The sequence below is a fragment of the Promicromonospora vindobonensis genome (genome assembly GCF_042685865.1).
GTDB lineage: Bacteria > Actinomycetota > Actinomycetes > Actinomycetales > Cellulomonadaceae > Promicromonospora > Promicromonospora vindobonensis.
Window position 1 is genome coordinate 1,738,790 of the sequence record NZ_JBHUOG010000001.1, and the last position, 23,056, is coordinate 1,761,845.

Annotated in this window: 26 protein-coding genes; 14 read left to right on the top strand and 12 right to left on the bottom strand. The window is 69.8% G+C overall.

What is annotated here, in order from left to right; all coding sequences use genetic code 11:
- Window position 1: 1 nt before the first annotated feature.
- On the top strand, window positions 2-709 hold the full coding sequence (locus tag ACFS27_RS07830) for a haloacid dehalogenase type II (protein WP_377181662.1): 708 nt from the start codon (window positions 2-4) through the stop codon (window positions 707-709).
- A 114-nt stretch (window positions 710-823) separates the two neighbouring features.
- Here ACFS27_RS07830 and ACFS27_RS07835 read toward each other — a convergent pair whose 3' ends face one another.
- Window positions 824-1,567: a dienelactone hydrolase family protein gene (locus ACFS27_RS07835; RefSeq protein WP_377181664.1), complete on the bottom strand. Its 744-nt coding sequence runs from the start codon at window positions 1,565-1,567 to the stop codon at window positions 824-826.
- Window positions 1,568-1,791: 224 nt separating this feature from the next.
- On the opposite strand from ACFS27_RS07835, the gene ACFS27_RS07840 reads away from it, so the two are divergent.
- Window positions 1,792-3,216: an MFS transporter gene (locus tag ACFS27_RS07840; RefSeq protein ID WP_377181666.1), complete on the top strand. Its 1,425-nt coding sequence runs from the start codon at window positions 1,792-1,794 to the stop codon at window positions 3,214-3,216.
- 59 nt (window positions 3,217-3,275) lie between these two features.
- Here the strand turns inward: ACFS27_RS07840 and ACFS27_RS07845 are convergent, their stop codons facing one another.
- From ACFS27_RS07845 to ACFS27_RS07865, 5 genes are all read right to left on the bottom strand, one after another.
- Window positions 3,276-3,425 (bottom strand): hypothetical protein, encoded by a 150-nt coding sequence (locus ACFS27_RS07845; RefSeq protein WP_377181668.1) that lies wholly within the window; start codon window positions 3,423-3,425, stop codon window positions 3,276-3,278.
- An 84-nt stretch (window positions 3,426-3,509) separates the two neighbouring features.
- On the bottom strand, window positions 3,510-4,331 hold the full coding sequence (locus ACFS27_RS07850) for a C40 family peptidase (RefSeq protein ID WP_377181670.1): 822 nt from the start codon (window positions 4,329-4,331) through the stop codon (window positions 3,510-3,512).
- A gap of 109 nt (window positions 4,332-4,440) precedes the next feature.
- On the bottom strand, window positions 4,441-4,920 hold the full coding sequence (locus ACFS27_RS07855) for a hypothetical protein (protein ID WP_377181672.1): 480 nt from the start codon (window positions 4,918-4,920) through the stop codon (window positions 4,441-4,443).
- A 59-nt stretch (window positions 4,921-4,979) separates the two neighbouring features.
- A complete protein-coding gene (locus ACFS27_RS07860) occupies window positions 4,980-5,582 on the bottom strand; it encodes a hypothetical protein (protein ID WP_377181674.1) in 603 nt (200 codons plus the stop codon).
- A 146-nt stretch (window positions 5,583-5,728) separates the two neighbouring features.
- On the bottom strand, window positions 5,729-6,367 hold the full coding sequence (locus ACFS27_RS07865) for a TetR/AcrR family transcriptional regulator (RefSeq protein WP_377181676.1): 639 nt from the start codon (window positions 6,365-6,367) through the stop codon (window positions 5,729-5,731).
- 52 nt (window positions 6,368-6,419) lie between these two features.
- On the opposite strand from ACFS27_RS07865, the gene ACFS27_RS07870 reads away from it, so the two are divergent.
- Window positions 6,420-7,352 carry a zinc-binding dehydrogenase gene (locus ACFS27_RS07870; RefSeq protein WP_377181678.1) on the top strand — a complete coding sequence of 311 codons (933 nt, stop codon included), beginning with the start codon at window positions 6,420-6,422 and terminating at the stop codon, window positions 7,350-7,352.
- Window positions 7,353-7,393: 41 nt separating this feature from the next.
- Here the strand turns inward: ACFS27_RS07870 and ACFS27_RS07875 are convergent, their stop codons facing one another.
- Window positions 7,394-8,356 carry an NmrA/HSCARG family protein gene (locus ACFS27_RS07875; protein ID WP_377181680.1) on the bottom strand — a complete coding sequence of 321 codons (963 nt, stop codon included), beginning with the start codon at window positions 8,354-8,356 and terminating at the stop codon, window positions 7,394-7,396.
- Window positions 8,357-8,405: 49 nt separating this feature from the next.
- Here ACFS27_RS07875 and ACFS27_RS07880 point away from each other — a divergent pair, with 49 nt between their 5' ends.
- The gene (locus tag ACFS27_RS07880; protein ID WP_377181682.1) at window positions 8,406-9,029 is read left to right on the top strand and encodes a TetR/AcrR family transcriptional regulator; all 624 of its coding nucleotides are present in this window, start codon (window positions 8,406-8,408) and stop codon (window positions 9,027-9,029) included.
- A 70-nt stretch (window positions 9,030-9,099) separates the two neighbouring features.
- On the opposite strand, the gene ACFS27_RS07885 is transcribed toward ACFS27_RS07880, so the two are convergent.
- The gene (locus ACFS27_RS07885) at window positions 9,100-10,035 is read right to left on the bottom strand and encodes a LysR substrate-binding domain-containing protein (RefSeq protein WP_377183646.1); all 936 of its coding nucleotides are present in this window, start codon (window positions 10,033-10,035) and stop codon (window positions 9,100-9,102) included.
- 176 nt (window positions 10,036-10,211) lie between these two features.
- On the opposite strand from ACFS27_RS07885, the gene ACFS27_RS07890 reads away from it, so the two are divergent.
- The 5 genes from ACFS27_RS07890 to ACFS27_RS07910 all read left to right on the top strand — a co-directional run bounded on the left by ACFS27_RS07890 (window position 10,212) and on the right by ACFS27_RS07910 (window position 15,019).
- Window positions 10,212-10,766, top strand: a complete 555-nt coding sequence (locus tag ACFS27_RS07890; RefSeq protein ID WP_377181684.1) for an NADPH-dependent F420 reductase — start codon at window positions 10,212-10,214, stop codon at window positions 10,764-10,766.
- 127 nt (window positions 10,767-10,893) lie between these two features.
- On the top strand, window positions 10,894-11,235 hold the full coding sequence (locus ACFS27_RS07895) for a GNAT family N-acetyltransferase (protein WP_377181686.1): 342 nt from the start codon (window positions 10,894-10,896) through the stop codon (window positions 11,233-11,235).
- 29 nt (window positions 11,236-11,264) lie between these two features.
- Complete coding sequence (locus ACFS27_RS07900) at window positions 11,265-12,497, top strand: glutaminase (RefSeq protein ID WP_377181688.1); 1,233 nt, start codon at window positions 11,265-11,267, stop codon at window positions 12,495-12,497.
- Window positions 12,498-12,548: 51 nt separating this feature from the next.
- Entirely contained in the window at window positions 12,549-13,928 is a 1,380-nt protein-coding gene (locus ACFS27_RS07905; protein ID WP_377181690.1) for a DUF2252 domain-containing protein, read from the top strand.
- Window positions 13,929-14,026: 98 nt separating this feature from the next.
- Window positions 14,027-15,019, top strand: a complete 993-nt coding sequence (locus tag ACFS27_RS07910; protein WP_377181692.1) for a pirin family protein — start codon at window positions 14,027-14,029, stop codon at window positions 15,017-15,019.
- A 101-nt stretch (window positions 15,020-15,120) separates the two neighbouring features.
- Here ACFS27_RS07910 and ACFS27_RS07915 read toward each other — a convergent pair whose 3' ends face one another.
- The 3 genes from ACFS27_RS07915 to ACFS27_RS07925 form a co-directional block, all read right to left on the bottom strand.
- A complete protein-coding gene (locus ACFS27_RS07915) occupies window positions 15,121-15,576 on the bottom strand; it encodes an HAAS signaling domain-containing protein (RefSeq protein WP_377181694.1) in 456 nt (151 codons plus the stop codon).
- Complete coding sequence (locus ACFS27_RS07920) at window positions 15,576-15,911, bottom strand: PadR family transcriptional regulator (protein ID WP_377181696.1); 336 nt, start codon at window positions 15,909-15,911, stop codon at window positions 15,576-15,578. Before ACFS27_RS07920 ends, ACFS27_RS07915 begins: the two co-directional genes overlap by 1 nt.
- Before the next feature lie 158 nt (window positions 15,912-16,069).
- Window positions 16,070-16,720, bottom strand: a complete 651-nt coding sequence (locus ACFS27_RS07925; protein ID WP_377181698.1) for a TetR/AcrR family transcriptional regulator — start codon at window positions 16,718-16,720, stop codon at window positions 16,070-16,072.
- A 116-nt stretch (window positions 16,721-16,836) separates the two neighbouring features.
- Between ACFS27_RS07925 and ACFS27_RS07930 the strand changes: the two genes are divergently transcribed.
- Both ACFS27_RS07930 and ACFS27_RS07935 read left to right on the top strand, forming a co-directional pair.
- Window positions 16,837-17,802, top strand: a complete 966-nt coding sequence (locus ACFS27_RS07930; RefSeq protein ID WP_377181700.1) for an alpha/beta hydrolase family protein — start codon at window positions 16,837-16,839, stop codon at window positions 17,800-17,802.
- Window positions 17,803-17,925: 123 nt separating this feature from the next.
- Window positions 17,926-18,987: a LacI family DNA-binding transcriptional regulator gene (locus ACFS27_RS07935; protein ID WP_377181702.1), complete on the top strand. Its 1,062-nt coding sequence runs from the start codon at window positions 17,926-17,928 to the stop codon at window positions 18,985-18,987.
- Window positions 18,988-19,016: 29 nt separating this feature from the next.
- Here ACFS27_RS07935 and ACFS27_RS07940 read toward each other — a convergent pair whose 3' ends face one another.
- Window positions 19,017-19,970, bottom strand: a complete 954-nt coding sequence (locus ACFS27_RS07940; RefSeq protein WP_377181704.1) for a Gfo/Idh/MocA family protein — start codon at window positions 19,968-19,970, stop codon at window positions 19,017-19,019.
- Window positions 19,971-20,104: 134 nt separating this feature from the next.
- Here ACFS27_RS07940 and ACFS27_RS07945 point away from each other — a divergent pair, with 134 nt between their 5' ends.
- The 3 genes from ACFS27_RS07945 to ACFS27_RS07955 are packed head-to-tail and all read left to right on the top strand — an operon-like array spanning window position 20,105 to window position 23,020.
- Window positions 20,105-21,310, top strand: coding sequence for an ABC transporter substrate-binding protein (locus ACFS27_RS07945; RefSeq protein WP_377181706.1), 1,206 nt, complete (start codon window positions 20,105-20,107; stop codon window positions 21,308-21,310).
- Window position 21,311: 1 nt separating this feature from the next.
- Window positions 21,312-22,160, top strand: coding sequence for a carbohydrate ABC transporter permease (locus ACFS27_RS07950; protein WP_377181708.1), 849 nt, complete (start codon window positions 21,312-21,314; stop codon window positions 22,158-22,160).
- Window positions 22,160-23,020 (top strand): carbohydrate ABC transporter permease, encoded by an 861-nt coding sequence (locus ACFS27_RS07955; protein ID WP_377181710.1) that lies wholly within the window; start codon window positions 22,160-22,162, stop codon window positions 23,018-23,020. The genes ACFS27_RS07950 and ACFS27_RS07955 overlap by 1 nt, the downstream gene beginning before the upstream one ends.
- Window positions 23,021-23,056 lie beyond the last annotated feature (36 nt).

Genomic DNA, 23,056 nt, shown 5'->3' on the forward strand with positions numbered 1-23,056 from the left:
CATGGAGCCTGCGACCGAGGGGACAGTCCGGCCGACCGTTGTCTTCGACGTTCTCGGCACCCTGGTCGACCAGACCGGGAGCCTGGAACGGCGTGCGGCAGCGCTGACAGGGCTCGACGACCGCGCGGCAGCGGAGGTGGCCCGCCGATGGCTGGGGCACGTCGCCGAGCAGGAGCGCGCGATCGTCGAGGGGCGTCGGGCGTTCGCGCCCAGCCACGAGCTGGACCTGGAGGCCCTGCGCCTGCTGGTCCGCGAGCGCCTCCTGTCCACCGACGCCGCCGATCAGCTCGCCGACGCGTCGGAGTGGCTGCAGCCCTGGCCGGACACCGTGGCAGGGCTGGACCTGCTCGCAGCCGACGTGACGGTGCTCGGCCTGTCGAACGCGAGCCGCCGGGTTCTTGCGGGGCTCAGTGCCCACGCCGGGTTGCGGTGGCACCAGGTGCTGTCGGCCGAGGACGCGCGTAGCTACAAGCCCGGTCCTGAGGTGTACGAGGTGGCGGTGGCCAGCACCCCCGCCGACTCGGGCGTGCCGTTCATGGTCGCCGCACACGCGTGGGACCTGCGGGCGGCCGCCGCCGCGGGGATGCGCACGGCATACGTGCCCCGCGCCGACGGCGATCCGCCCGGCCCCGGCGACTCGTTCGACCTGCGGGCGACCAACCTGCTGGACCTGCACGCACAGCTGCTCGACCTGACCGGGATCGCCTGACCGCTGCGCCCGCGCGGCCGGACGAAGGTGGCGCCTGTCGGGCGCGGGCCCCTACCTGCTCTCAGGTGAGCAGCGTGTCACCGACGAATCCGCCCTCGGCACATCCTGGCGCGCTCAGCCGAGCTGGCCCAGATGGCGGGCGAAGAACCGGGTGGTGCTGTCCAGCTCGTGGAGCGGCAGCCGGTCCCCGTGCTTGCCGGGGTTGGCGTGCAGGGTCTTCTCCGGGGATCCCAGCGCGTCGAACAGCGCCAGCGACCGGTCCCGCGGTACGCGCTCGTCATCCCACTGCACGAGGAACTCCACCGGCACGGTGATCGCCCGCGCGAGGTCGGCCGCAGCGCCGAAGGCGCCGCCGAGGCCGAGCACGGCTGCCGTGACCCGTGGTTCCGCCGCGACGAACGGCACCCCGAGCCCGCAGCCCAAGGAGATGCCCCAGTAGCCAACGGGGCCGGTGCCGACGTGGTCGAGCTCCTGGACGACGTCGAGGACCGCGCGCCACTCGGGCACGGTCTGGCGTGCGGCCAGCTCCTGGAAGCCTGCGATCACTGACGACAGGTCCTCGCCCGCCGCCACGCGGGCCTGGTTCTCTGCGACGACGCGGTCGTACTGCTCGTCGGTCCGGTCGCCGTGGTTGGGCACGTCGACGGCGACGGCGGCGAAGCCGAGCTCGGTGACGAAGTGGTGCGCCCGGGACACGACACCGGGCGCTTTCTTGTGCTGGCCACCACCGTGCCCCAGCACGATCAGTGGACGTGGGCCGGTCGCATCCTGGGGCGTCCAGAGCACGCCGGGGATCTCACCGAGCTGGAAGATCTGTTCGCGGACGCCGTCGGACGACGTCGGGGAGCTGAAGCGCATAGCGGTCGAGCCTTTCGAGAGCCTTCTGCGGGCGCTCCCTAGGCCATGCGAAGGAGGGAGCTCCGACCTGTCTGTGTGTCGATCGGTCTCACCTCCTCGGTACGCGGCGCTGCACGGCGGACCCCGAAATTATCACGGCGCGCCACCATCCCTGTTGACCAGGTACCCCTAGGGGGTATACACATACCCCGGCAGGGTATCCAGTCACAAAGGAGAACCGGATCATGTCCGCATCAACCACAGCCCCGGCAGGACGCCGGTGGCTCGGGCTCGCGCTCATCGCCGCGGCCCAGTTCGTCGTCATCATGGACACGTCGATCATCGGCGTCGCGCTCCCGGACATGCAGGCAGCGCTCGGGTTCACGCCCGAGTCGCTGTCCTGGGTGTTCAACGCCTACGTCGTCGCCTTCGGCGGCCTCCTGCTCCTCGGGGGCCGGCTCGCCGACCTCCTCGGCGCCCGGAGGGTGTTCATCGGCGGGTGGATCGTCATCGCCCTGGGATCCGTGCTCGCAGGGGCCGCCGGCAGCGTCGGCCTCGAGATCACGGGACGTGCCGTCCAGGGCGCCGGCGCAGCGCTCATCGCGCCGGCAGCCCTCAGCCTCCTGATGGCACTCTTCGGCGGCACGAACGAGCTGCCACGCGCGTTCGCCGTCTACGGTGCGGCAGCCCCGATCGGCGGCACCGCCGGCGTCTTCCTCGGTGGAGTGCTCACCGAGTACGCCAGCTGGCCGTGGGTCTTCTACGTCACCGTCCCGATCGCGGCGCTCGTCGTCGCCCTCACTCCGGCCGCGCTGCCGAGCATCACGGGCCGGCGCGGCTCCGTCGACGTCGGCGGAGCGGTCACGGGAACCGTCGGGCTGGCAGCCCTCGTCTACGGCGTCGTCCGTGCTCCCGAGGCGGGTTGGGGAGCGGCCGAGACGCTCGTCGCGATCGGCGGCGGCATCGTCCTGCTCGTCGCGTTCTTCATCATCCAGGCCCGCTCGCGGCAGCCGCTGCTGCGGCTCGGGATCTTCCGCACCCCGCAGCTCGGCGCGGCCAACCTCGCCCAGCTCCTCCTCGGCGCGGCCTGGGTGCCGATGTGGTTCTTCCTGAACCTCTATCTGCAGCAGGTGCTCGGCGCCGGCGCGTTCGCGGCGGGAGCGGCCCTGCTACCGATGACCGTTCTGATCGTGCTCGGCATGACGCTCGTCGCACCCCGGCTGCTCGCACGGTTCGGCGCCCGCTCGATGATCGTCGCCGGGTTCGGGTTCCTTGCGGCCGGTCTTGTGTGGCTGGCGTTCGCCCGCCCGGACGGCACCTACGCCGCCGATGTGCTGCCGGCCTCGCTGGTCGCGGCCTTCGGTATGGCGCTGGCGTTCGTGCCGTCGCTCGGCACCGCCATCGGCGCCGCGCGTCCCGAGGAGACCGGGGTCGCCTCCGGGCTGGTCAACACCAGCTACCAGATCGGTTCGGCGGTCGGCCTTGCCGCGCTGACCGTGCTGAGCTCGACCGTGGCGGCCGGCGCCGTCGACCCGGGCTCGCTGACCGGCGGCTACTCGGCCGCGTTCATCGGTGCGGCAGTCGTCGCAGCGGTCGGCGGGGTCGTCGGAGTCGTGACGCTCCGCGCTCAGGGCGCGACGAAGCCCGAGCCCGAGCTGGTCGCCGGCTGAGCGACGAAGACCGAACGAAGGGGCGCGGGTCCTGGGACCCGCGCCCCTTCGTGCGGCGATCACCCGCCGACGGCAGCGAGGCGCAGCGAGAGCGTCTCCCCGTCGCCGACGCGATCGCCGTCGTCGTGGAGCAAGGTCTCGGCGGCCAGCCTCGGAATCATGAGCGCGGCCACCACGAGTCCGATGGCGAGTACGACCGCCACGGTCATGACAACGGATCTTGGTCGAGCCACGGCCAGCCCTTTCTGTCGGACGTGAGGGGCGGGCACCGGCCCGCCCCTCACACCTGAAGGTCAGCCGACCCGCAGGACGACCGGGTTGGACTGCCAGACCTCGGTGTACCGGACGGACTGGCCCGGGACAGGTGCCTCGATCTGCATGCCGTCACCGGCGTAGATCGAGATGTGGCCGGGCGACCAGAGCAGGTCACCGGCCTGGGCCTGGGACCAGGGCACCTCGGTTCCCGCGTACCGCTGCTCCGAAGAGGTGCGGGGCAGGTCGATCCCGACCTGCGCGAACACGTACGAGGTGAACCCCGAGCAGTCGAACCCCGACGGGGTCGACCCACCCCACAGGTACGGCACCCCCAGGTACCGCATCCCGATCGACACGACGGCCGAACCTGCTGCCGAGGCAGGGATCTCCACGGCTGCGGCCTCGGCGGCAGCAGCAGCCTCCGCGGCAGCCTCTGCCTCGGCCTCCGCGGCGAGCTCCGCCTGGTACTCCTCGTTCTCCTCTGCCGAGACGACCGAGACGGCAGCCGTCTCGACCTTCAGCTCGGCGTCAGGCGCGACGGTGACCACGGGGGCCGCTGCGACCGCCTGGCGGGCCTGGTCGGTGAGGGCGTTGAGCTTGGTCGCGTCGAGCATGCCGTTGACAGGGCTGCCGGCCAGCGAGGCATCGACCGACGACGTCGCCGGTGCTGCGTGGGCCGGTGCGGCGACGAGCGACAGCAGCACGCCGGAACCGGCCGCCGCGACCACCGCGGTGCGACCCGCGAAAGCAGTGGCCTGCTCGGTTGCGGCGCGGGCGACGCCGGCAAGGACGGGGCGGTGTGCCGCCCGATGGCGACCGCGACCGCGCACGGTCGGGGTCAGGTTGAAGCTGGGCTCCATGAAAGCTGGGACCTTTCGGATCGGAGTAGAACCACACGCGCACCTCGGTTCGGGGCGCGCTGAACCGGGTCGACACCCTGTTGGGGCGGTGTCGACGGGCTGTGGTGGTCTACGTCCGGGAGATCCCGAGGGCGTGCAGTGACGGCGCGGCCGCTACGGCCACACCCGACGGCACACGAGGGGCGTCGTGCGTCAGGTCGGGGACGAGCCACTGCTGGGCGAGGTCCGGGGCTCCGGCCAGGTCAGGGAAGGGCGACAGCGCCCGTTCGTATCGAACGGTTGCCGTGCGGTCTTCCGAGCAGTGGTTCCCGCCATCACCGTGGTGGCCGCCGTGATGCCCGGGGTCTGCCTCCGTGATCTGGTCCGGAGTGCCTACCGCGGCTGCGGTCACCTGGTGCCCGACCGCAGCATCCACGTGCCCGCCGCGATGGCCGGGTTCGTCCAGGCCGTGGTGGCCGGCGTCCAGGTGGATGCCGCACAGGACCTGCACGCCCAGGACGGTGAGCACGACGAACATGATCGCCAGGATGCTCGCCGACCCTCGCCGAGGATCGGCGAGCTGCGAGCGAGCGGCACGTGTCAGGGTCATAGCGTGCCCAAGAGTAACGGAATGGACACGGTGCTGGGCAACACCCCGCCGCCGCGGCGTCACGTGGCCGACGGCGCCGGTGCCGAGTCGCGCGACGGACCCTCGAGCTCGTCAGGCCGAAGGAGCTCCTTCCGCGCCTCGAGGTGAAAGGTCAGCCCCAGCCAGGCCGGGGCGGCGGGAATGACGGTCACGCAGATGATGTCCACGACCCACATCCACACCCCGGTCGGTGGCGACTGGACCATCGACCAGATGGCGAAGATGAAGAACGTCGCTGTCGCCGCGAGCTCGAAGAGCGTCCCGAGCGAGACGAACTTCGGGTTGAACGAGTGCCCGATGGCGAAACGCTCCCACCCGGGCGAATCGGTCTGCTCGCCGAGCACCTGAAGCCTCGGCCAGACGTCGCGTCGGATGTACATGCCGAGGAACAGGATCCAGTACCAGTTGGCGACACTCAGCAGGCTCATGCACATCGCAGCGACCGGAATGAAGGTCGTCGCCGCAGCATCTCCGAAGCTGAAGAAAGCGCCGAGCGCGGTCACACCGATGCCGATGCTTGCCGTCTGGCCCGAGACGCGTGCGACGATCTCCGCGCGAAGCGCGTTGAACTCGGCGAGGGTGACGTCGAGCGCCGCGCGGCTGGCGTCCTCTGTGTGGCTCACCTGGAGCATCGTGCCAGCAGGACCCCGTCCGCGTCAGCAGATCCCACCCATCTGCGCACGCAGGTGCAGCTGCGGCGAGCCTGCCCGAACGTTGTTCACGTGATCGGCCGCGAGCAGGTCCCGGGGCCGCGCGTGCGGCCGCCCCGTCATGGAAGCCTGGTCTCCAGCGCCGACGGGGCGGCCGCGAGCGATGCCCGGAGCAACGCGCACAGCTCGGCGCGAGTAGCGGTCGTCTCGGCGCCGGGCGCTGACTGCCAGGTGTCCACGGCGGCCCGGTGGCCGGTAACCGCGACGGCGCACACGACGCGCGCCGAGAAGTCCACACCGGACGCGCCGGAGAGCCGCGCCGCTATCGCGTCGACCACCTGCTCCGTGAAGCGTTCGCACATCAGCATTCCCGCGGCGTCGATCGCGGGGTTGCTGCCGCTCAGCCGCGCACTCAGGACGGCGAGGCGCTCCCATCCGGGTGGCATGCGTTCGACCACCTCGACGAGCCCGTCGCCCAGGACCTCCAGCAGCGGCCCGCTGCGAGCGAGCACCGAGTCGAGGTCTGCGATCAGGGTGCGCCAGACGTCGTTCAGCGGGGTCAGCGCGAGGTCTTCCTTGCCGTCGAAGTAACGGAAGAAGCTCCGCTTGGACACCTCCGCCTGATCGCACAGCCAGTCGACGGTCACTGCGTCGTACCCGCGCTCGGCGAAGGCCGGCAGCGCGATCTCCACGAGGTGCTGCCGACTGCGCGCGATGCGCCGGCTGCGGAGCGTGCCGGGAGCTGGCCGTGTCGTCATGTGAGCAGTGTACCCAACTGGCACTGAGTGGCACTTGGCATACAGTAGCGCCATGCTCGCATGGACGGTCGACCACTCATCACCCAGCCACCTCAGCCTGCGCGAGGTGCCCGATCCGGTACCCGGACCGCACGACGCAGTCATCCAGGTGCAGGCCTTCGCCCCGAACCACGGCGACCTCGAAGGGCTGCCGAGCCTGCCCGACGGCACGATCCCCGGCTGGGATGCCGCTGGGGTCGTCGTCGCCGAGGCGGCGGACGGAACCGGCCCACGCCTCGGCCAGGCGGTGACCTCGCTGGGACCTGGCAGCGCGTGGGCGCAGCGTCGCCTGGTGACCGCCGAGTCCGTCGGGATCACCCCCGCCGGCGCTGACCCGAACGCCATGAGCGTCGTACCCGTCGCCGCCACCAGTGCGCTGCGCGGACTCCGCCGCCTCGGCCCCGTCCTCGGCCGCCGCGTGCTGGTGCTGGGCGGGACCAGCGCGGTCGGGCTGTTCGCCGTGCAGCTCGCCGCCCGCAGCGGCGCCGAGGTCGTCGCCACCACCAGGAACCCTGCCGCCCGGGAGCGGCTGGTCGCGCTCGGCGCGCACGAGGTGATCGCGTCGCCGTCCGACCTGAGCGGCGACGTGTCCGGGGTGCTCGACCTGCTGGGCGGCTCCCACCTGGTGCGGGCGTTCGCCCGGCTGGCGCCGGGCGGCACGCTCGTCGCCCTTGGCCACGCAGCCGGAGAGGAAGAACGCTTCGGGTACGGGGACCTGTTCGGCGACGCCAACCGGCACGACCGCTCCCTGACGACGTACTTCCTCGGGGCCGAGACCGGACTCGGCCCCGACATGACATGGCTCGCGACCGAGATCCACGAGGGGCGCCTCGACCCGGCGGTCACGGCCGTGCGGTCGTGGCAGGACCTGCCGCACGCCTTCGCGGCCGGCGCGCAGCGGTCGTACGGCAAGATCGTCCTCACCGTCGACCGAACCCGCCCATGACTGCCGCCCGCCGGTCGCCCGGGCGACCGGCGGACCCTCGCTCAGCGTGTGGCGCCGCTCGCGCGCGGCAGGCCGAGGGCGTCCGTCAGAAGAGCCTTCGCGGGGCCGGCCAGCCATCGGTCGAAGCGCAGGAGGAACGGGAACGCCGTGCGCAGCTCGGCGAGGTCCGCGCTGCCCGCGAGCCTGCCGTCGTCGACGAGGGCTGCCGACCTGGCGAGGACGTCGTCCTGCTCCAGCACCGCCTGCGGCAAGCGGTTGTAGGTGATCGGCCGCCCGGCCACGTGTGCCAGCTGATGGGCGATGGCATTGCCGGTCAGGGCGTCACCGGCGATCTCGACGGTGCGGTCGGCGAACCGTTCGGGTGCGTCGAAGACCTCGGCGACGACCCGGCCGATATCGCGCACCGCGATGAACTGCATCTCCTGCTCGGGGCGCATCAGGAACGTCAGCGCTCCCCGGTCGAGACCCATCCCTGGCGTCAGCAGGAGTTCCATGAAGGTGGCCGGCCGGATGATGGTGCTGTCGGTGTCCAGGCTCCGGACCCGGTCCTCGATACGGCTCTTGACGTCGAAGTGGCGGACTCCGGTCGGTGTCGGCCCTGCGGCGATCATCGAGCTGTACACAAGGTGGGCCACACCGCTGTGCTGGGCAGCCTCGGCCACCGTCGTCCCGTAGCGGACCTCGTCCTCGTCGCTCAGTCCGGTGCCCGCCTGACCCGAGCTCGGCTGAACACTGAACACTCCGTGGACCCCGACGAACGCCGCGCGCAGCGACTGCGGGTCGGCGAGGTCGCCACGCACGATCTCGACGCCCGCGGCGGCCAGGGACCGGGCACGCTCGCCGGACGGATCACGCACGACGGCACGGACGGTCCAACCGTCGGCGAGCAACGCTGCGGTGACGGAACCTCCTTGCTGCCCGGTGGCGCCCAGCACGGCGATGGTCCGCTCGGTGCCGGCGCGCTGCGCCAGGACCGCTGTCTGGTGGATCGAGGTGTCGTTCATGCCCGGGACCGTAACGGAGCGATCCGTCGATCGAGATGAAGTGAGAGCAGTGACGAAAGAAACGAGAGCGCGGCTGCGTTCGGACGCTCGCGACAACCGCGAACGCATCCTCGCCGTCGCCCGTGCCGCCTTCGCCATCGGCGGACTGGATGTGCCGATCCGCGAGATCGCCCGGCGCGCCGAGGTCGGGGCAGCCACCGTCTACCGGCACTTCGGGACCAAGGAAGCGCTGCTGGCGGCGGTCCTCGCCGACCAGATGGTCTCGTGCGCCGAGATCGTTCGCCGCGGGCTGGCCGTCGACGACCCCTGGCGGGGCCTGCGCCTCGTCGTCGAGCAGCTGATGGCGGTGCACGCACTGGACCGCGGCTTCGCCCGCGCCGTCACCGACCGGATGTCCGAGCCTTCCGAGTTCGCCCCTCAACGCGATCGCACCCTCGCGTCGCTGCTCACGCTGGTACGGCAGGCGAAGGATGCCGGTTCGCTGCGCGAGGACTTCGTGCTGGAGGACATCAACCTCGCCCTGCTGGCCAACGAGGGCATCCGCGCGGACACTCCCGAGATGCGGCTGGCCGCGTCACGCCGGTTCGCCGCGCTGATGCTGCAGTCGTTCCGGGCCCACCCGGTGCCGATGCCGCTGCCGCCGGCGGTCCGGCTCCCGCCCGCCCAGGGTTGAGCCCGGATCGGGGGCCGCCGGAGCTCAGGTTCTCGATCTCGTACAGGACGCCGCGTGGTGTCCTCGAGCGCTACACGGTGATCCCGCGTAGCCATCCATGGCGTTCGGCACATCGCCGGGTGGTGGCCAGGACGCTCGCGATGGCGGGCGACAGGTCGTTCGTTGGCCACAGCAACGAGAGGTCTGCGGCGATCTGCGGATCGACGACGTCGCGAGCGGCGACGCTGGTGCTGGCCCTCGCGGCGTGCTCGGCGAACGACGCAGGGGCCAGCCCGACCTCGCGTCCGCTGGACAGCCGGGCGAGCATGGCGTTCACCGGTGGGTCATCGAACGCGCAGATCTCGGGCGAGAAGCCCGCCTCGTGGCACGCGGCGACGATGCCGTCGTAGTACGCAGGGGCCAGACGGCGGGGAAACAGCAGGAGCGTCTCGTCGCGCAGGTCCGCCAGCGGGATCTTCGGCGCCACGGCGAGACGGTGGCGCGTGCTCAGGAGCGCGGAGACGGCCTCCCGGCGCAGGATCTCACCGCCCACCCCGTCGAGGGGCTGCGGTGAGAGGGCGAGACCGATGTCGAGGTCGCCGGCGCAGAGCCGATCGGAGATCTCAGCGCTGAAGATCTCTCGAGCATCGAACGTGAAGTCGGGGTGCTCTTCCTGGAGCGCGTCCAGGAGCACGGGAAACGTGCCGAAGTTCGCGACCGGGGTGTACCCCAGTCGGATCGTCGTAGCGATCCCCGACCCCGCCAGCCGGGTGCGCTGTACGGCTTGCTCCAGCCCGGCCAACGCCTTCGGCGCCTCGTGCACCAGCGTCCGGCCCGCAGCGGTGAGCTGCACCCGACGGCTCGAGCGGACGAAGAGCGGGGTCTCCAAGGTCTCCTCGAGCTTGCGGATCTGATGGCTCAGGGACGGCTGGGAGATGTAGAGCCGCATCGCTGCACGGCCGAAGTGGAGTTCTTCGGCAACGGCCAGGAAGTAGCGCAGGAGGCGGGGGCTGATATCGATAGGCAGAGCCTATCGTCCAGCGTCGAGACAAGTCTTGGACGGCCGCCGGTGGGCCGCCATAGCGTCGGGTCACGCCACGGGACAGGCTCCGGCCCGCCCTGTCGAGTCCGGTCGAGCCCGACCGGACCGGTCGCGGTCGGCATGCCCGACGGCGTCGGACACAGCTTGCCAAAGGGAGAACCATGAACATCACCGTCATCGGACGAGGCAACATCGGCGGCGGGCTGGCCGATCTCTGGGAACGCGCCGGGCACCAGGTGACACGGCTGGGGCGCGACGGCGGAGACGCCGGCGCGGCGGAAGCGGTGCTTCTCGCTGTCCCGGGATCCGCCGTGGAAGCGGCTCTGTCCTCCGTCGTCGGGCTCGCGGGCAAGACCGTCCTTGACGCCACGAACCTCTACGGCGGTGCCCGGCCTCCGGCCGGGCTCTCCTCCAACGCGGAGTACGTCAAGTCGGTCACGGGCGGTCCGACGGCGAAGGCGTTCAGCACCAACTTCGCCTCGCTCTACGGGCGGATCGCCGACGCCCGCGTCCGGCCCAGCAACCTGTGGGCCGGTGACGACGACGCCAAGGATCTCGTCAGCAGGCTCAGTCTCGACGCCGGATTCGAAGCGGTCCGCATGGGTGACCTGAGCATGGCCGCTACCCAGGAAGGCCTGACCAGCGCGTTCTTCGGGATCGCGCAGTCAGGGCTCGGCGAGTTCGTCTACCGGATGTCGTCGCCCGAGCAGCTCTGAGCCTCACCACCTCGGCCACGGACGCACACAGGTCGTCAGCACCGCGCCCGAGCTCGCGTCAGGTGCGCTCAGCCATCCCTACCGCGCGAAGTGGACGTCGTGCGTTCCCGAGCAGAGGATCACAGCCATGAGCGATCAGAACCAGCAAGAAGTCACCGTTCGCGACAACCCCGACGAGAAGCGCTTCGACGTGCTCGTCGAGGGCGTCCAGGCCGGATTCTCCATGTACAAGGATTTCGAAGCGGTGCCGGCGAGGCAGCGCATCTTCTATCACACGGTGGTCTTCGACGAGTTCGAAGGTCGGGGTCTCGCCAGCATCCTGACGCGCACCGCGCTGAGCACCAGCATCCAGACCGGACACCGCGTCGTGGCCGTCTGCCCCTACGTCAAGAAGTGGCTCTCCACGCACCACGACTTCGACGACGCCACCGACGCTGCGGGTCCGGAACACCTCCGGTCCCTTGGCTGAACCGTGCCTGCGACAGAGGGGTACGTCTCATGAAGACTCCCGTGCCCGACTACCTGGACGAGGTGCTCGACAGCCTGCGGGACGACACCGGCGGCGCCAACGCCGACTACATCCCCGAGCTCGCCGAGGCTGATCCGGAACGCTTCGGCATGGCGCTGACCACGACGCTAGGTCGCACCTACGCCGCCGGCGACGCCGACACGGAGTTCTCGATCCAGTCGATCTCCAAGCCCTTCGCCTATGCGGCCGCCATCATCGACCGCGGACTCGACCACGTCCTGGAGTTCGTCGGGGTCGAGCCGTCCGGCGAGGCCTTCAACGAGCTCTCCCTCGAAGGGGATACCCACCGGCCCAAGAACCCCATGATCAACGCGGGAGCCATCACCACGCACTCGCTCCTGGTCGGCGCCGGGGCGAGCCAGGGCGACCGGGTCGACCGTGCCCTGACGTTCTTCTCCCGCCTCGCGGGCCGGGACCTGCGGGTCGACGAGCGGGTGTGCGCCTCGGAGCTCGGCTCCGCGCACCGCAACCTGGCCATCGCCTACATGCTGCGCACCTACGGCATCATCGACGAGGACGTTCCCTCCATCGTCGAGGGGTACACGCGCCAGTGCTCGATCCTGGTCAGCGTCCGGGACCTCTCCGTGATGGCCGCGACGCTCGCTACCGGAGGCATTCAGCCCGTCACCGGCGAACGGCTGATGGACCCGGGCGTCGCCCGGCACGTCATGGCGGTGATGGCCGCGGCAGGGATGTACGACGCGGCGGGCGACTGGCTCACCCGCGTGGGCATCCCTGCCAAGAGCGGTGTCGCCGGGGGAATCGTCGGGGTGCTCCCCGACCGGGCGGGTGTCGGCACCTTCTCCCCGCGCCTGGACTCGCACGGCAACAGCCGGAGGGGACGTCTCGTCTTCGAGCGACTCTCCCGGGACATGGGCCTGCACCTGTTCGCCTCCGACCAGGGCAGGATCGATGCCGTCGACGTCAGCGAGTCGCGAGGCACGCTCACCTTCGCGCTGCGGGGCAGCGTCCAGCTCACCGCAGCCTCGGAGCTCCTGGACCTGATGGCCGACTCGGACGGCGATGCCGACGTGGTTCTCGACGTCACCAGGGTGCACTCCTTCACGGACCTGGGCCGTCGCATGTCTCTCGAAGGGCTGCGCCGGCTGCGGCTCGACGGACGCAAGGTCGCCGTACGCGACCCGTCGGGCGTGCTGCCGGACCCCGACCTCGGGGACGGCAGCTACCCGGACGTCATCTGACCCTGCCCTCGTGCCCGGACACCAGAGCGGACACAGGAGAAGGAGCGCCCGATGCCTATGACCCCACGTGCCGCTCGCGGCGCCGCGGCTCGCCGACGGCTGCCTCGCCGGGCACTCGCAGCGCTGCATCTTCCCCCGGACCGGGACCCCATCGGGATCCTGGAGCGACAGCACGCGTCCCGTCTGCAGGACCTCGTACCCGTACGGGTCGGCCGGATGCTGGAGTCCCCGTTCGCCTTCTACCGCGGCAGCGCGGCAATCATGGCCTCGGATCTCGCCGCGGGGCCGACGACGGGACTTGACGTGGTGGCCTGCGGGGACGCCCACATCGCCAACTTCGGCTTCTACGCGTCCCCAGAGCGGGAGCTCGTCTTCGACCTCAACGACTTCGACGAGGGCGGGCCGGCCCCCTGGGAGTGGGACCTGCGGCGGCTGGTCACGAGCATCCACATCGCAGGCCGGGAGAACGGGCTGTCGGAGAAGGCCTGCCGAGCCGCCTCCAGGGCGGCGGCCCGCAGCTATCAGCACCGCCTGCGGGAGTTCTGCGGGCTTGCGGCAACCGAGCGCTACTTCGCCCGGGTGGACACCTCGCAGGCCGCCGCGCACTTCGGGAAGGCCGGCCGTACCGCTGTGGAGAAGGCCTCCGCGAGGGCTCGTCGACGCACCTCCGAACACACACTTCGCAAGCTCGCCACACGCAGCGAGGACGGTGCGGTGCGCATCATCGACCAGCCGCCCCTGGTCCAGCACGTCGACCACGCGAGCCTCGACGAGATCCACCACCTGTTCGCCCAGTACCGGGCAACGGTGCGCGAGGACGTCGCCTATCTGCTGTCCCAGTACCGCTTCGTGGACTTCGCGCTGCGGGTCGTCGGCGTCGGCAGCGTGGGCACCCGCTGCTACCTCCTCGCGCTCGAGGGCCCCACCGGAGACGTGCTGTTCCTTCAGGCGAAAGAGGCCCAGCAGACGGTGCTGAGCACCCACGGACGCCGGCCGGCCGCCATCCCGGGCGACGAATCAGGTGCGGAACACACCGAGGGACACCGGGTCGTCGCCGCGCAGCGCGTCCTGCAAGCCAACTCCGACCCGTTCCTCGGCTGGATCACCGGCTGGGCGGGCGAGAGCGAGGACAGGCACCGGGTCGATTACTACTGGCGGCAGTTTCGCGACATGAAGGGCTCGGTGGAGCCCCAGACCCTCGACGAGCGGGAGTTCACCGCGTACGGGTCCCTGTGCGCCTCGCTCCTCGCCCGCGCGCACGGCCAGTCACCCAACGCTGACGCCATCGCCGCCTACCTCGGACGCGGGGAGAACGCCGTCGACGCGCTGGCGGAGTGGGCGGCTGCCTATGCCGATGTCGCACGGGCCGACTTCGACGCGCTCCAGCACGCCGTGAGCACAGGCAGGATCCCCGCTCACCATGAGAGCTGAGCAGGGCGGCTGTCTTGTCCTGCAGCGCTGGCACAGGTCTCCCGGACAGAAGGACCAGTCGACACGAGTTCGAACCGGCACGAGTGGGAGTGATCCAGATGAGCAATGTTGAGGCTGCCTCGGAAGCGGTGTGGTGCGAGGTCCCGGTCGAGAGCCCGAAGGGGGTTCAGGTGCTCCCGGCACGGGAGGTGCCGATGGGCGGACCACGGGCCCTCCAGGTGCGGCGCACGCTGCCGCAGCGGGCACGGACGTTGATCGGCGCGTGGTGCTTCGCCGACCACTACGGACCGGTCGACGTCCCTGCGATCGGCGGCATGGACCTTCCGCCGCACCCGCACACCGGCCTCCAGACCGTGAGCTGGCTCTTCAGCGGCGACATCGAGCACCGAGACAGCCTCGGCACCCATGCGCCCATCCGGCCGGGCGAGCTGAATCTCATGACCGGTGGCCGCGGTATCGCCCACTCCGAGGTCTCCACTGACGACACCACCGTTCTGCACGGTGTTCAGCTATGGGTCGCCCTGCCCGAGGCGGATCGGGAGGCGGCGCGCGACTTCCAGCACCACGCGCCGGAGCCGGTGCGGATCGACGGGGCCGAGCTCCGGGTGTTCCTCGGCTCGCTGGCTGGCGAGACATCTCCGGTACGGACGTTCACGCCGCTGCTGGGTGCACAGGTCGACGTCGAACCGCATACCGCGGTCACCCTCTCCGTCGACCCCGGCTTCGAGCACGGCCTGCTCGTCGACGCAGGCGACGTCCTCCTGGACGACACCACGATCCGTCCGGCGGAGCTCGGCTACGTGGCGTCGGGCGTCGAGACCCTGACACTGACGAACCGCTCGGACGGCCCAGCGCGCACCATCCTGCTGGGCGGCCCGCCGTTCGAGGAGGAGATCGTCATGTGGTGGAACTTCATCGCCCGCGACCACGACGAGATCGTGCGTGCCCGCCAGGACTGGGAGGCTGCGTCCGAGCGCTTCGGCAGCGTCGAAGGCTATGCCGGACGCCGCCTCCCGGCACCGGCGCTGCCGGACGTCGTCATCGCACCACGGCGAAACCCGCCGCGTCGCGCTGATCGGGCACGCTCATGACCTCGGCCGGCGCACCTGGAGGTGCGCCGGCCGAGCGTGGCCGAGCATGGTGCCGGTCGCTGTAGGCGAGTCGGGTCAGGTCGGCAACACGCTGGTCCGATCTACTCATAAAGGCTCATGGCATGCAGCAGGAGAAGGAGGAGGCCACCGACGGTGATGATGGCGCTGACCGCGATGGTGAGCCACTGCAGGACACGGTTGCCCACGCCAGAGTGCAGCCGCGTGATCGCCCATACGAGGGCGACCGGGGCCAGCGGCCAGAGCATGACGGTGATCACGGCCAGCAGCACGTCCGTGGCCTGGATCTTTCCCGCCGTGGCGGCGGGCGCCGGGGCAGGGGTCGCCTCGGCCGCGATGGCTTCCACGGGGCCCAGCTCGTCGAGCACGCGGCGGGCCGACTCGTCGTCCGTGCCGTGCCGTGCGAGCGACTCGGCGGCGTGCTCGCGCACCGCCGCCACGGTCTCGGCACGTTCGCGCGGGTCTGCGGCGGCCAGGGCGCGGTCCAGGTCGGCGAGGTAGGCCTCGACCAGGGTCGGGAAGGCGGGCGTTGCGGTCATCAGGACTCCAGGGTCGTACGGACGTCTGTCGTGAAACGGGACCAGGTGGTGGTGAAGGTCTCCAGCGCCACCCGCCCCTCGTCGGTGATCTCGTAGTAGCGGCGTGGGGGGCCTACCGCGGAGGCGACCTGGGTCGTGGTGACCCAGCTCTGCTGACGCAGGCGGGACAGCAGCGGGTAGAGCGTGCCCTCGCTGGTCAGCAAGGAGCTGTTGGTGCCAAGACGTTCGGCGAGCTCGAGCCCATAGGCGGGCGCCGAGCGCAGGCAAGCCAGGACGCAGTACTCCACGACCCCCTTGCGGAACTGCGTCAGGACCATGTCCGATGTCGGTATCATGCGTCACACGATAGCAGGTTCCTTGCATAACAAGATAGGAAGGGAGATCGGTCGCTGGCTCGTGCCGCCCCTGCCGAGGACCCCTCGAAGGGAACGCCACGTCAGGTGCAGCGCGACCATCGTGGGATTGAGACGCCCTTCCGCTATCCGCGCTCGGGTCACCTGTTGTCGCGCGGCGCGCTGAGGTCGCCCCCCGCAGCGACAGCGCCCGAGTCGCCGTCGCGCTGTTCCGCGGTGAGCACCCCTGTCACGAGCAGGGCGGCCAGGCGGGCGGGGTCGTAGCGGGGGTCGTTGCCGCCGCCGATGCAGAGGTTGCCGATGCCGCGCATGAGCATGTACCCGGACACCCGCCGGGAGGCCTCCGGTTCGAGCGCGGCGTCGAGCAGGGCGTCGCACACCGGGACGAGCCGGTCGACGAAGTACTGGTGCAGGGTGTTCACGCCCTCCGTGTCGGATCCGAGTGCGCCGGCGAGCCCGTGCTTGGTCACGAGGAAGTCGACGAAGTCGGCCACCCATCGCTGGAGGGCGTCTCCGGGGTCGCCGGACCCGCGCAGGAGTGCGGGACCCGCTTCGGCCAGCGCTTCCACCTGGTGCCGATATACCGCTGCCACCAGTGCAGGGCGCGTGGGGAAGTGCCGGTAGATCGTCCCCATGCCTACTCGGGCGCGTTCGGCAATCAGCCGCACCGGTGCGTCCACACCTTCCGTCACGAAGACAGCGGCAGCGGCGTCAAGCAGGATCTGTTCGTTGCGCCTGGCATCGACGCGCTTCACGCGAGGTGTCGAGCCGGCAGGACCTGGAGTCGTCATGGGAAGCCTTCGTCGATACTTGCAAAGCGGAGCGTCGCTCCGTATTGTTCCGGAGCGGTGCTCCGTTTCGATTGTGCTCGGCGGGGGCCTCGAATGCAAAGGACGAGTGATCTCCCATGAGCAGTACTCCCGCAACGACCGACACCCCGATCGTCCATACCCTCGACGACGTCGTCGGTGCCGGTGACCCAGTCGTCTCGGTCGCCCCGGTGCGCCTCGACGCGCCAGGCCGAGCGCTCCCGCTCGACGTGCGCGTCTCTGCCCCTGTGACCGGGCAGGACCTGCCGGTTCTGATGTTCTCGCACGGCAACGGGTGGTCGCTCGACGGGTACGCACCCCTGACGGCCTTCTGGGCGTCTCGTGGGTTCGTCGTCGTCCAGCCGACGCACCTGGACTCGCGTCGCGACGGCATCGGGTTCGACCACCCCGGGTTCGGCGAGGTCTGGGCCGAACGGCACGCCGACCTCGTGCGGACCATGGACCAGCTCGAGACGATCGAACGTGCCGTACCAGGCCTGGCCGGGCGCGTCGATCGTGACCGAGTCGTCGCAGCCGGACATTCCTGGGGCGCCCAGACCGTGCAGATGCTGCTCGGCGCCCGCATCCTCGACAGCACGGGCAAGGCCGGCCAGGACTACGCGGACCGGCGTGTGCGGGCCGGCGTGCTGCTGGCCGCGACCGGGATCGGGGGCGAAGAGCTGCACCCGTTCGCCCAGGAGCACTTCCCCTTCATGAACCCCTCGTTCGCCGAGCTGACCACGCCCACGCTCGTGGTGGCCGGCGACCACGACCAGTCGAAGATGTCCAGCCGCGGCCCGGACTGGTTCACCGACGCCTACGCGCACAGCCCTGGCGCCACCGAACTGCTGACCCTGTTCGGCGCCGAGCACTCCCTGGGCGGCATCCCGAACTGGGAGGCCGCAGAGACCACCGACGAGAACCCCGAGCGAGTCGCGGTCCTGCAACGGCTGACCACCGCCTACCTGCGCAGCGCGCTGGACCCGGCGGATGCCGGATGGGCGAAGGCCACCGCAGCACTGGCTGAGACCGGTACGGCACTCGGCCGCATCGACAGCAAGTAGTCCCAAGGGATCACCGCTAGGAAACTGCGCAGACGACGCCATCGCGAAACCGGTACACTTCGATCAGTCACCGTTGTTCGCGGGCACCTAACGTGGTCGTCGAAACCGTTTCGCAGGGGGATCATGGTCCGGGACGAACTTGCAGGACGCCGTCCGACGATCTCCGACATCGCCGCCCTCGCCGGGGTGTCCAAGGCGTCCGTGTCAAAATCCGTGAACGGGCAGGACGGGGTGTCCGAGGCCACCCGAAAGCGTGTCCTGGAGGTGGCCGCGCGACTGGGATGGCGTCCGAGCGCTCGCGCGGTCGCGCTGACGCGCGGGGGCAGTGGTGCGGTGGGCTTCCTGATCAACAGAGCACCGGACCTCCTCAGCGGAGATCCGTACTTCGTCGATCTCCTGTCGGGGATCGAACGGACACTGGCGCAGTACGGGTACTGGCTGCTCCTCCAGATCGGTCATCACTCGACCGAGGAGAAGGAACGCGCCGCCTATGCCGATCTGGCCGCATCGCAGCGCGTCGACGGGGTGTTCCTGACCGAGACCCGTATCGGCGACCCACGCTTCGACACCGTGCGGGAGCTCAACCTTCCCGCAGTCGTGGTCTCCAGGCCGTGGGCGCACGCCGCACTTCCATGGGTCGGTAGCGCGAACCCCGGGGGCGGGATCGAGGATGCGGTCCAACACCTGGCCGAGCTCGGACACCGCAAGATCGCCTACGTCACCGGACCCCAGGACCGCTCGCACGTGCTCTACCGCACCGAGGCGTTCCTGACCGCCGCGGCCAAGCACGGGCTCTCCGTGGTCGGGATGCCCCGCAGCGATTTCTCGGCCGAGGGCGGCGCGCGCACCACCCTCGAGCTGATGGAGCAGATCGAGCGCCCCAGCGCGATCATCTACGACAACGACGTCATGGCGGTGGCCGGGTCCCAGGCTGCGAGCAGCCGTGGACTGAGCACCCCCGACGACCTGTCGATCGTCGGGCACGACGACATGTCGATGAGCCGATGGCTGACCCCGGCGCTGACCACGGTGCGGCAGGACGTCATTCAGCTGGGTGAGATGTGCGCGATGCGGCTCCTGCTGGAACTCGGCATCCCTGTGCAGGAGCCACCCAACGGATGGCAGGCAATGCCGGACCCCGCCCTGGTGATCCGGGGAAGCACCGGGCCGGCACCGCTCAGCTGAACGCCCCGCACGTCGGCCACGTCGGCGTATCAGCGGAGGCTCACGGCAGTACCGGTCCGCAACGACTCGGCAGCGGCGTGGAGCGCGAGAGTGACGCGCTCGCCGAACGCGACGTCCGCCACGTGCTTCCGCTCGCCGGTGCGAACCATGCCGACCAGATCGGAGATCGCGCTGTACGCCGCCTCCCGAGGCGTCGACAGCGGCGTCGGCATGCTGAGCACGCCCGACTCTCCATAGGCGGTGAAGAGGCTCTGCTCTGCGCCCTTCGGGGCAGTCAGGCTCAAGGTGGCGGTGCTGGAGGCCCCTGACGTATGACGCAGCGCGAGATGCACGGTGTCACCGGGGCCAGCTGCGGCGGTCACCGTGCCGGCCTCCCCGAGGACGCCGAGCGAGACGGACAGCGCGTGCGGCCCGACATCCCACAGCGCCCCGAAGACATGCCGCCAGTTGGCTGGATCTCGATCCTGGTCCGGACGGAACAGACTTGCCGTCCAGGAGGCGTGCGCGGTGAACCACGGCCGGTCAGAGGCGGCCTGGATCCAGGCCGCCTGTTCCGGACGATGGCGCGACGTGAAGAAGACCAGGGCTGCGACATCGGCACTGGTGACGGCTTCCGCGACTCGCCGAGCACCATCGGGATCCAGCGCGAGCGGCTTCTCCAGCAGCAGGTGCTTACCGGCGGCGGCACAGCGCACGGCCAGGTCGACCTGCGCCGTCGGAGGCACGGTCAGGACAACGGCATCGACCTCGGCCAGCATCTCTGCGAGGTCGGTGAATGCTCGGGTGCCCGTCTCACGAGCCGCCCGCTCCGCGGCTTCAGGGCGCCTGCCCCAGAGCCCGACAAGCCGGGCCTCCGGATGCTCGTCGAGAACCGGCGCATGGGTGGCGGTGGCCCAGAAACCGGTACCGATGATTCCGACATTAAGCACGCTGCTCCCCTTTGATCCAGTTGCGTGGCGCCCCCGCAAGGGCCAGCACAACATAGCTGATTCCTCGAATCTAGGGGAAGACCACCGGCTGGGACGCCGCAGACGGATCTCACGCCAGCACGGATCGGTGTCTGCTACGGTAGCGAAACCGGTTTTGTTCGGACGTCGAAAATCGCAAGGGAGCGATCATGTCTCGGTCGAAGGTACTCGGCGCCGCCATCGTGGTGGTGCTGCTTGTAGTAGGAGCAACCGTCTGGTTGACCTCCCGGTCCAATGACTCGGCGGATGCCATCGAATGGTGGGTCCCGAACTGGGATGAGGAGGTGGCCACTCAGCTCGCCGAACAGTACGAGGAGCAGACGGGCGTAGAGATCGAGATCGTCCAGACGACGAACGAGACGCTGCCCAACCGTGTGGGAACGGCACTGGACTCCGGGACGACCCCGGACGTCGTCATCGAGCTCGCATCGCGGATCAACCGATACGCGGCAGAAGGTACGGTGACCGACCTCAGCGGCATGTACGGTGCCGACCTGCCCGAGGACGACTTCATCGCGGGCGCCCTCGACGAGGTCAGCCACGAGGGCTCCATCTATGCGGTGCCCTACCGGTGGGACTGCATCGCGATGATCTACAACCCGGAGATGCTGGCGGAGGCCGACGTCGAAGTGCCGACGACCTGGGACGAGTACGTCGCGGCGGCGCAAGAGCTGACCGCGGACGGCCGGTCGGGCACCGCCTGGCCGCTCGGCCATGACGGCAATGCCACGTTGCGGTATCTGGGCCTCGCCGTCGACGGCGGCTCGGAGATCGCGAACGGCAGCCCGGAGCTGACGCTCGACTCCTCGACGCATGCCCTCGAGGTGATAGGCGGCACGGTCCGCGACGGCTGGGCCAGCCAGAACTCGCTGGAGCTCGACAACACCGGAGTTCGGCAGCTGTTCGAGAACGAGCAGATCGCGATGTACGTCGGCGGGCTCTTCGACGTCGCACCGCTCAAGGACGCCGGGGTGCCCGTGGCCACTGCCGTCAGCCCCGGCACCCAGATCGCCGATGGATGGGCCTACATGATTCCGACCGAGGCACCGAACGCCGAAGCTGCCAAGGACTTCGTGGCGTTCCTCTCCACACCGGAGAACATGGCCGCGCTGACCGAGAGCTTCCCGGCCCGCGTCAGCGCCACCGATGACGAGCGCTTCACCGGTCCCGACGCCGCTGCGCACCTCAAGCAGCTCACCGACAACAGCGTGCCTGCCCCGAGCGACCCTGCGTGGGGCGAGATCGTCCCGGACGCCTATGCGGCGCTGCAGTCCGTTGCGTTGAACCAGACCGATGCCGCCGAGGCAGCCGCTACGTTGGATGAGCAGGCACAGAGCGTCTTGGGCGGCAACTGACATGGCTTCCACCCTCGTCTCGGAACGGCGTGGCTACGGCCTCGTCCTTCCCACCTTGTTGGCGATGGCGGCCCTCACGATCGTGCCGATAGCGGTGGTGGTCGGCCGTGCGGCGGGGGCCGAGGGACGAGCGGTGGCGTCGACGCTGCTCGGCTCCGCGGAGTTCCACCTGATCCTCGGCCGAACCGGCCTGTGGACGGTGGTCTCGGTCGCCGGTGCTCTGGTGATCGGGTTCGGCGCGGCGCTGCTGCTGCAGAGCAGGTGGGTGCGCTGGCCCGGCCTGTGGCGGGGCCTGTTCATGGTGCCGTGGATCATCCCTGGCGTGGTGGGAGCCACGATCTGGAAGTGGAACTACAGCGCGGACTACGGCCTGCTGAATCACGCCCTGCAGACCATCGGCCTGATCGATGCTCCGGTGCAGTGGCTCAGCAACACATCCGTTGTGCTGTACGCACTTGCGGCGGTCCAGATCTGGTCAACGGCACCGTTCGTCATGTTGCTCCTCGGTGCGGCGCTGACCGCCGTGCCAGACGAGCGGTACGAGGCCGCGCGCCTGGACGGCGCGGGTCTGCCGGGCCTCTTCCGTTACATCACGTTGCCAGCGGTCCTGCCGACCGCGGCGATCGCGAGCCTCATGCTGGTCACGTTCGCGCTGAACGCCTTCACGATCATCTGGGTCTCGACGGCGGGTGGTCCGGTCGGAGCATCGACGATCCTCCCCGTCGAGCTGTACCGGGCGTTCCAGAACGGCGACGACGTCACGGTGGCAGTGATCGCCTGCGTACAGCTCTTGATCAGCGCAGTGTTGGCGCTCGTCTACGTGCGTTCGATCAAGGCGGGTGCCGAATGATGGCGGCAATCTCCACGAGACAGCGGTTCGGCGCACGCTCTACGGCGGCGCGGATCGGCGTCTGGTCCGGGCTCGCCGTGATCACGGTCTGGACCCTCGCCCCGATCGCCGTCATGGTCTTCACGTCGTTCAAGCCGTCCGGAGAGATCTTCCAGATCCCGCCGACGCTGCTGCCCAGCGACTGGACGCTGGAGAACTACGTTTCCGTGTTCACGACGTCATCGATGCCGCAGGCGCTACGAAACAGCGTGGTGGTCGGTCTCCTCGTCGCGCTCATGACGCTGACCCTCGGAACCAGCGCCGGCTACGCCTTGGCACGGATCTCCTTCCGCGGTGCACGGTCGATCTCACTGTTCATCCTGCTCGGCCAGATGGTCCCGCTGACCGTTCTCCTTCTCGCGCTGTTCCGGATGATCAATGCGCTGGGGTTCAACGACACCGTCGTCGGTGTGGCGATGGCCCATCTGGTCATCACTCTTCCGCTGGTCACGTGGATGATCCGCAATCAGATCGCCGCGATCCCCTACGAGCTGGAGGAGGCGGCCATGGTCGATGGCTGCTCAAGGCTCGACGCGTTCCTCTACGCCGTGCTGCCGGTCGCCGGGCCGGGGCTCGCCGCCTCAGGCATGTTCGCCTTCCTGCAGTCATGGCACGAGTTCGTCCTGGCCTCCGTGCTGACCCGCTCTGACGAATCGCGCACAGCACCGGTCGCCCTGACCGAGTTCGCCACCGAGTTCGACGTGGACTGGGGCGCGACCATGGCGGCTTCGGTGATCCTCACCGTTCCGCTCGTCATCGCGTTCGTGGCTCTGCAGCGCTATCTGGTGAACGGGTTGACCGGAGGCGCCGTGAAGGGGTGAGAGGTACGGCGAAGGCAACTGGACGCAACCACTGAA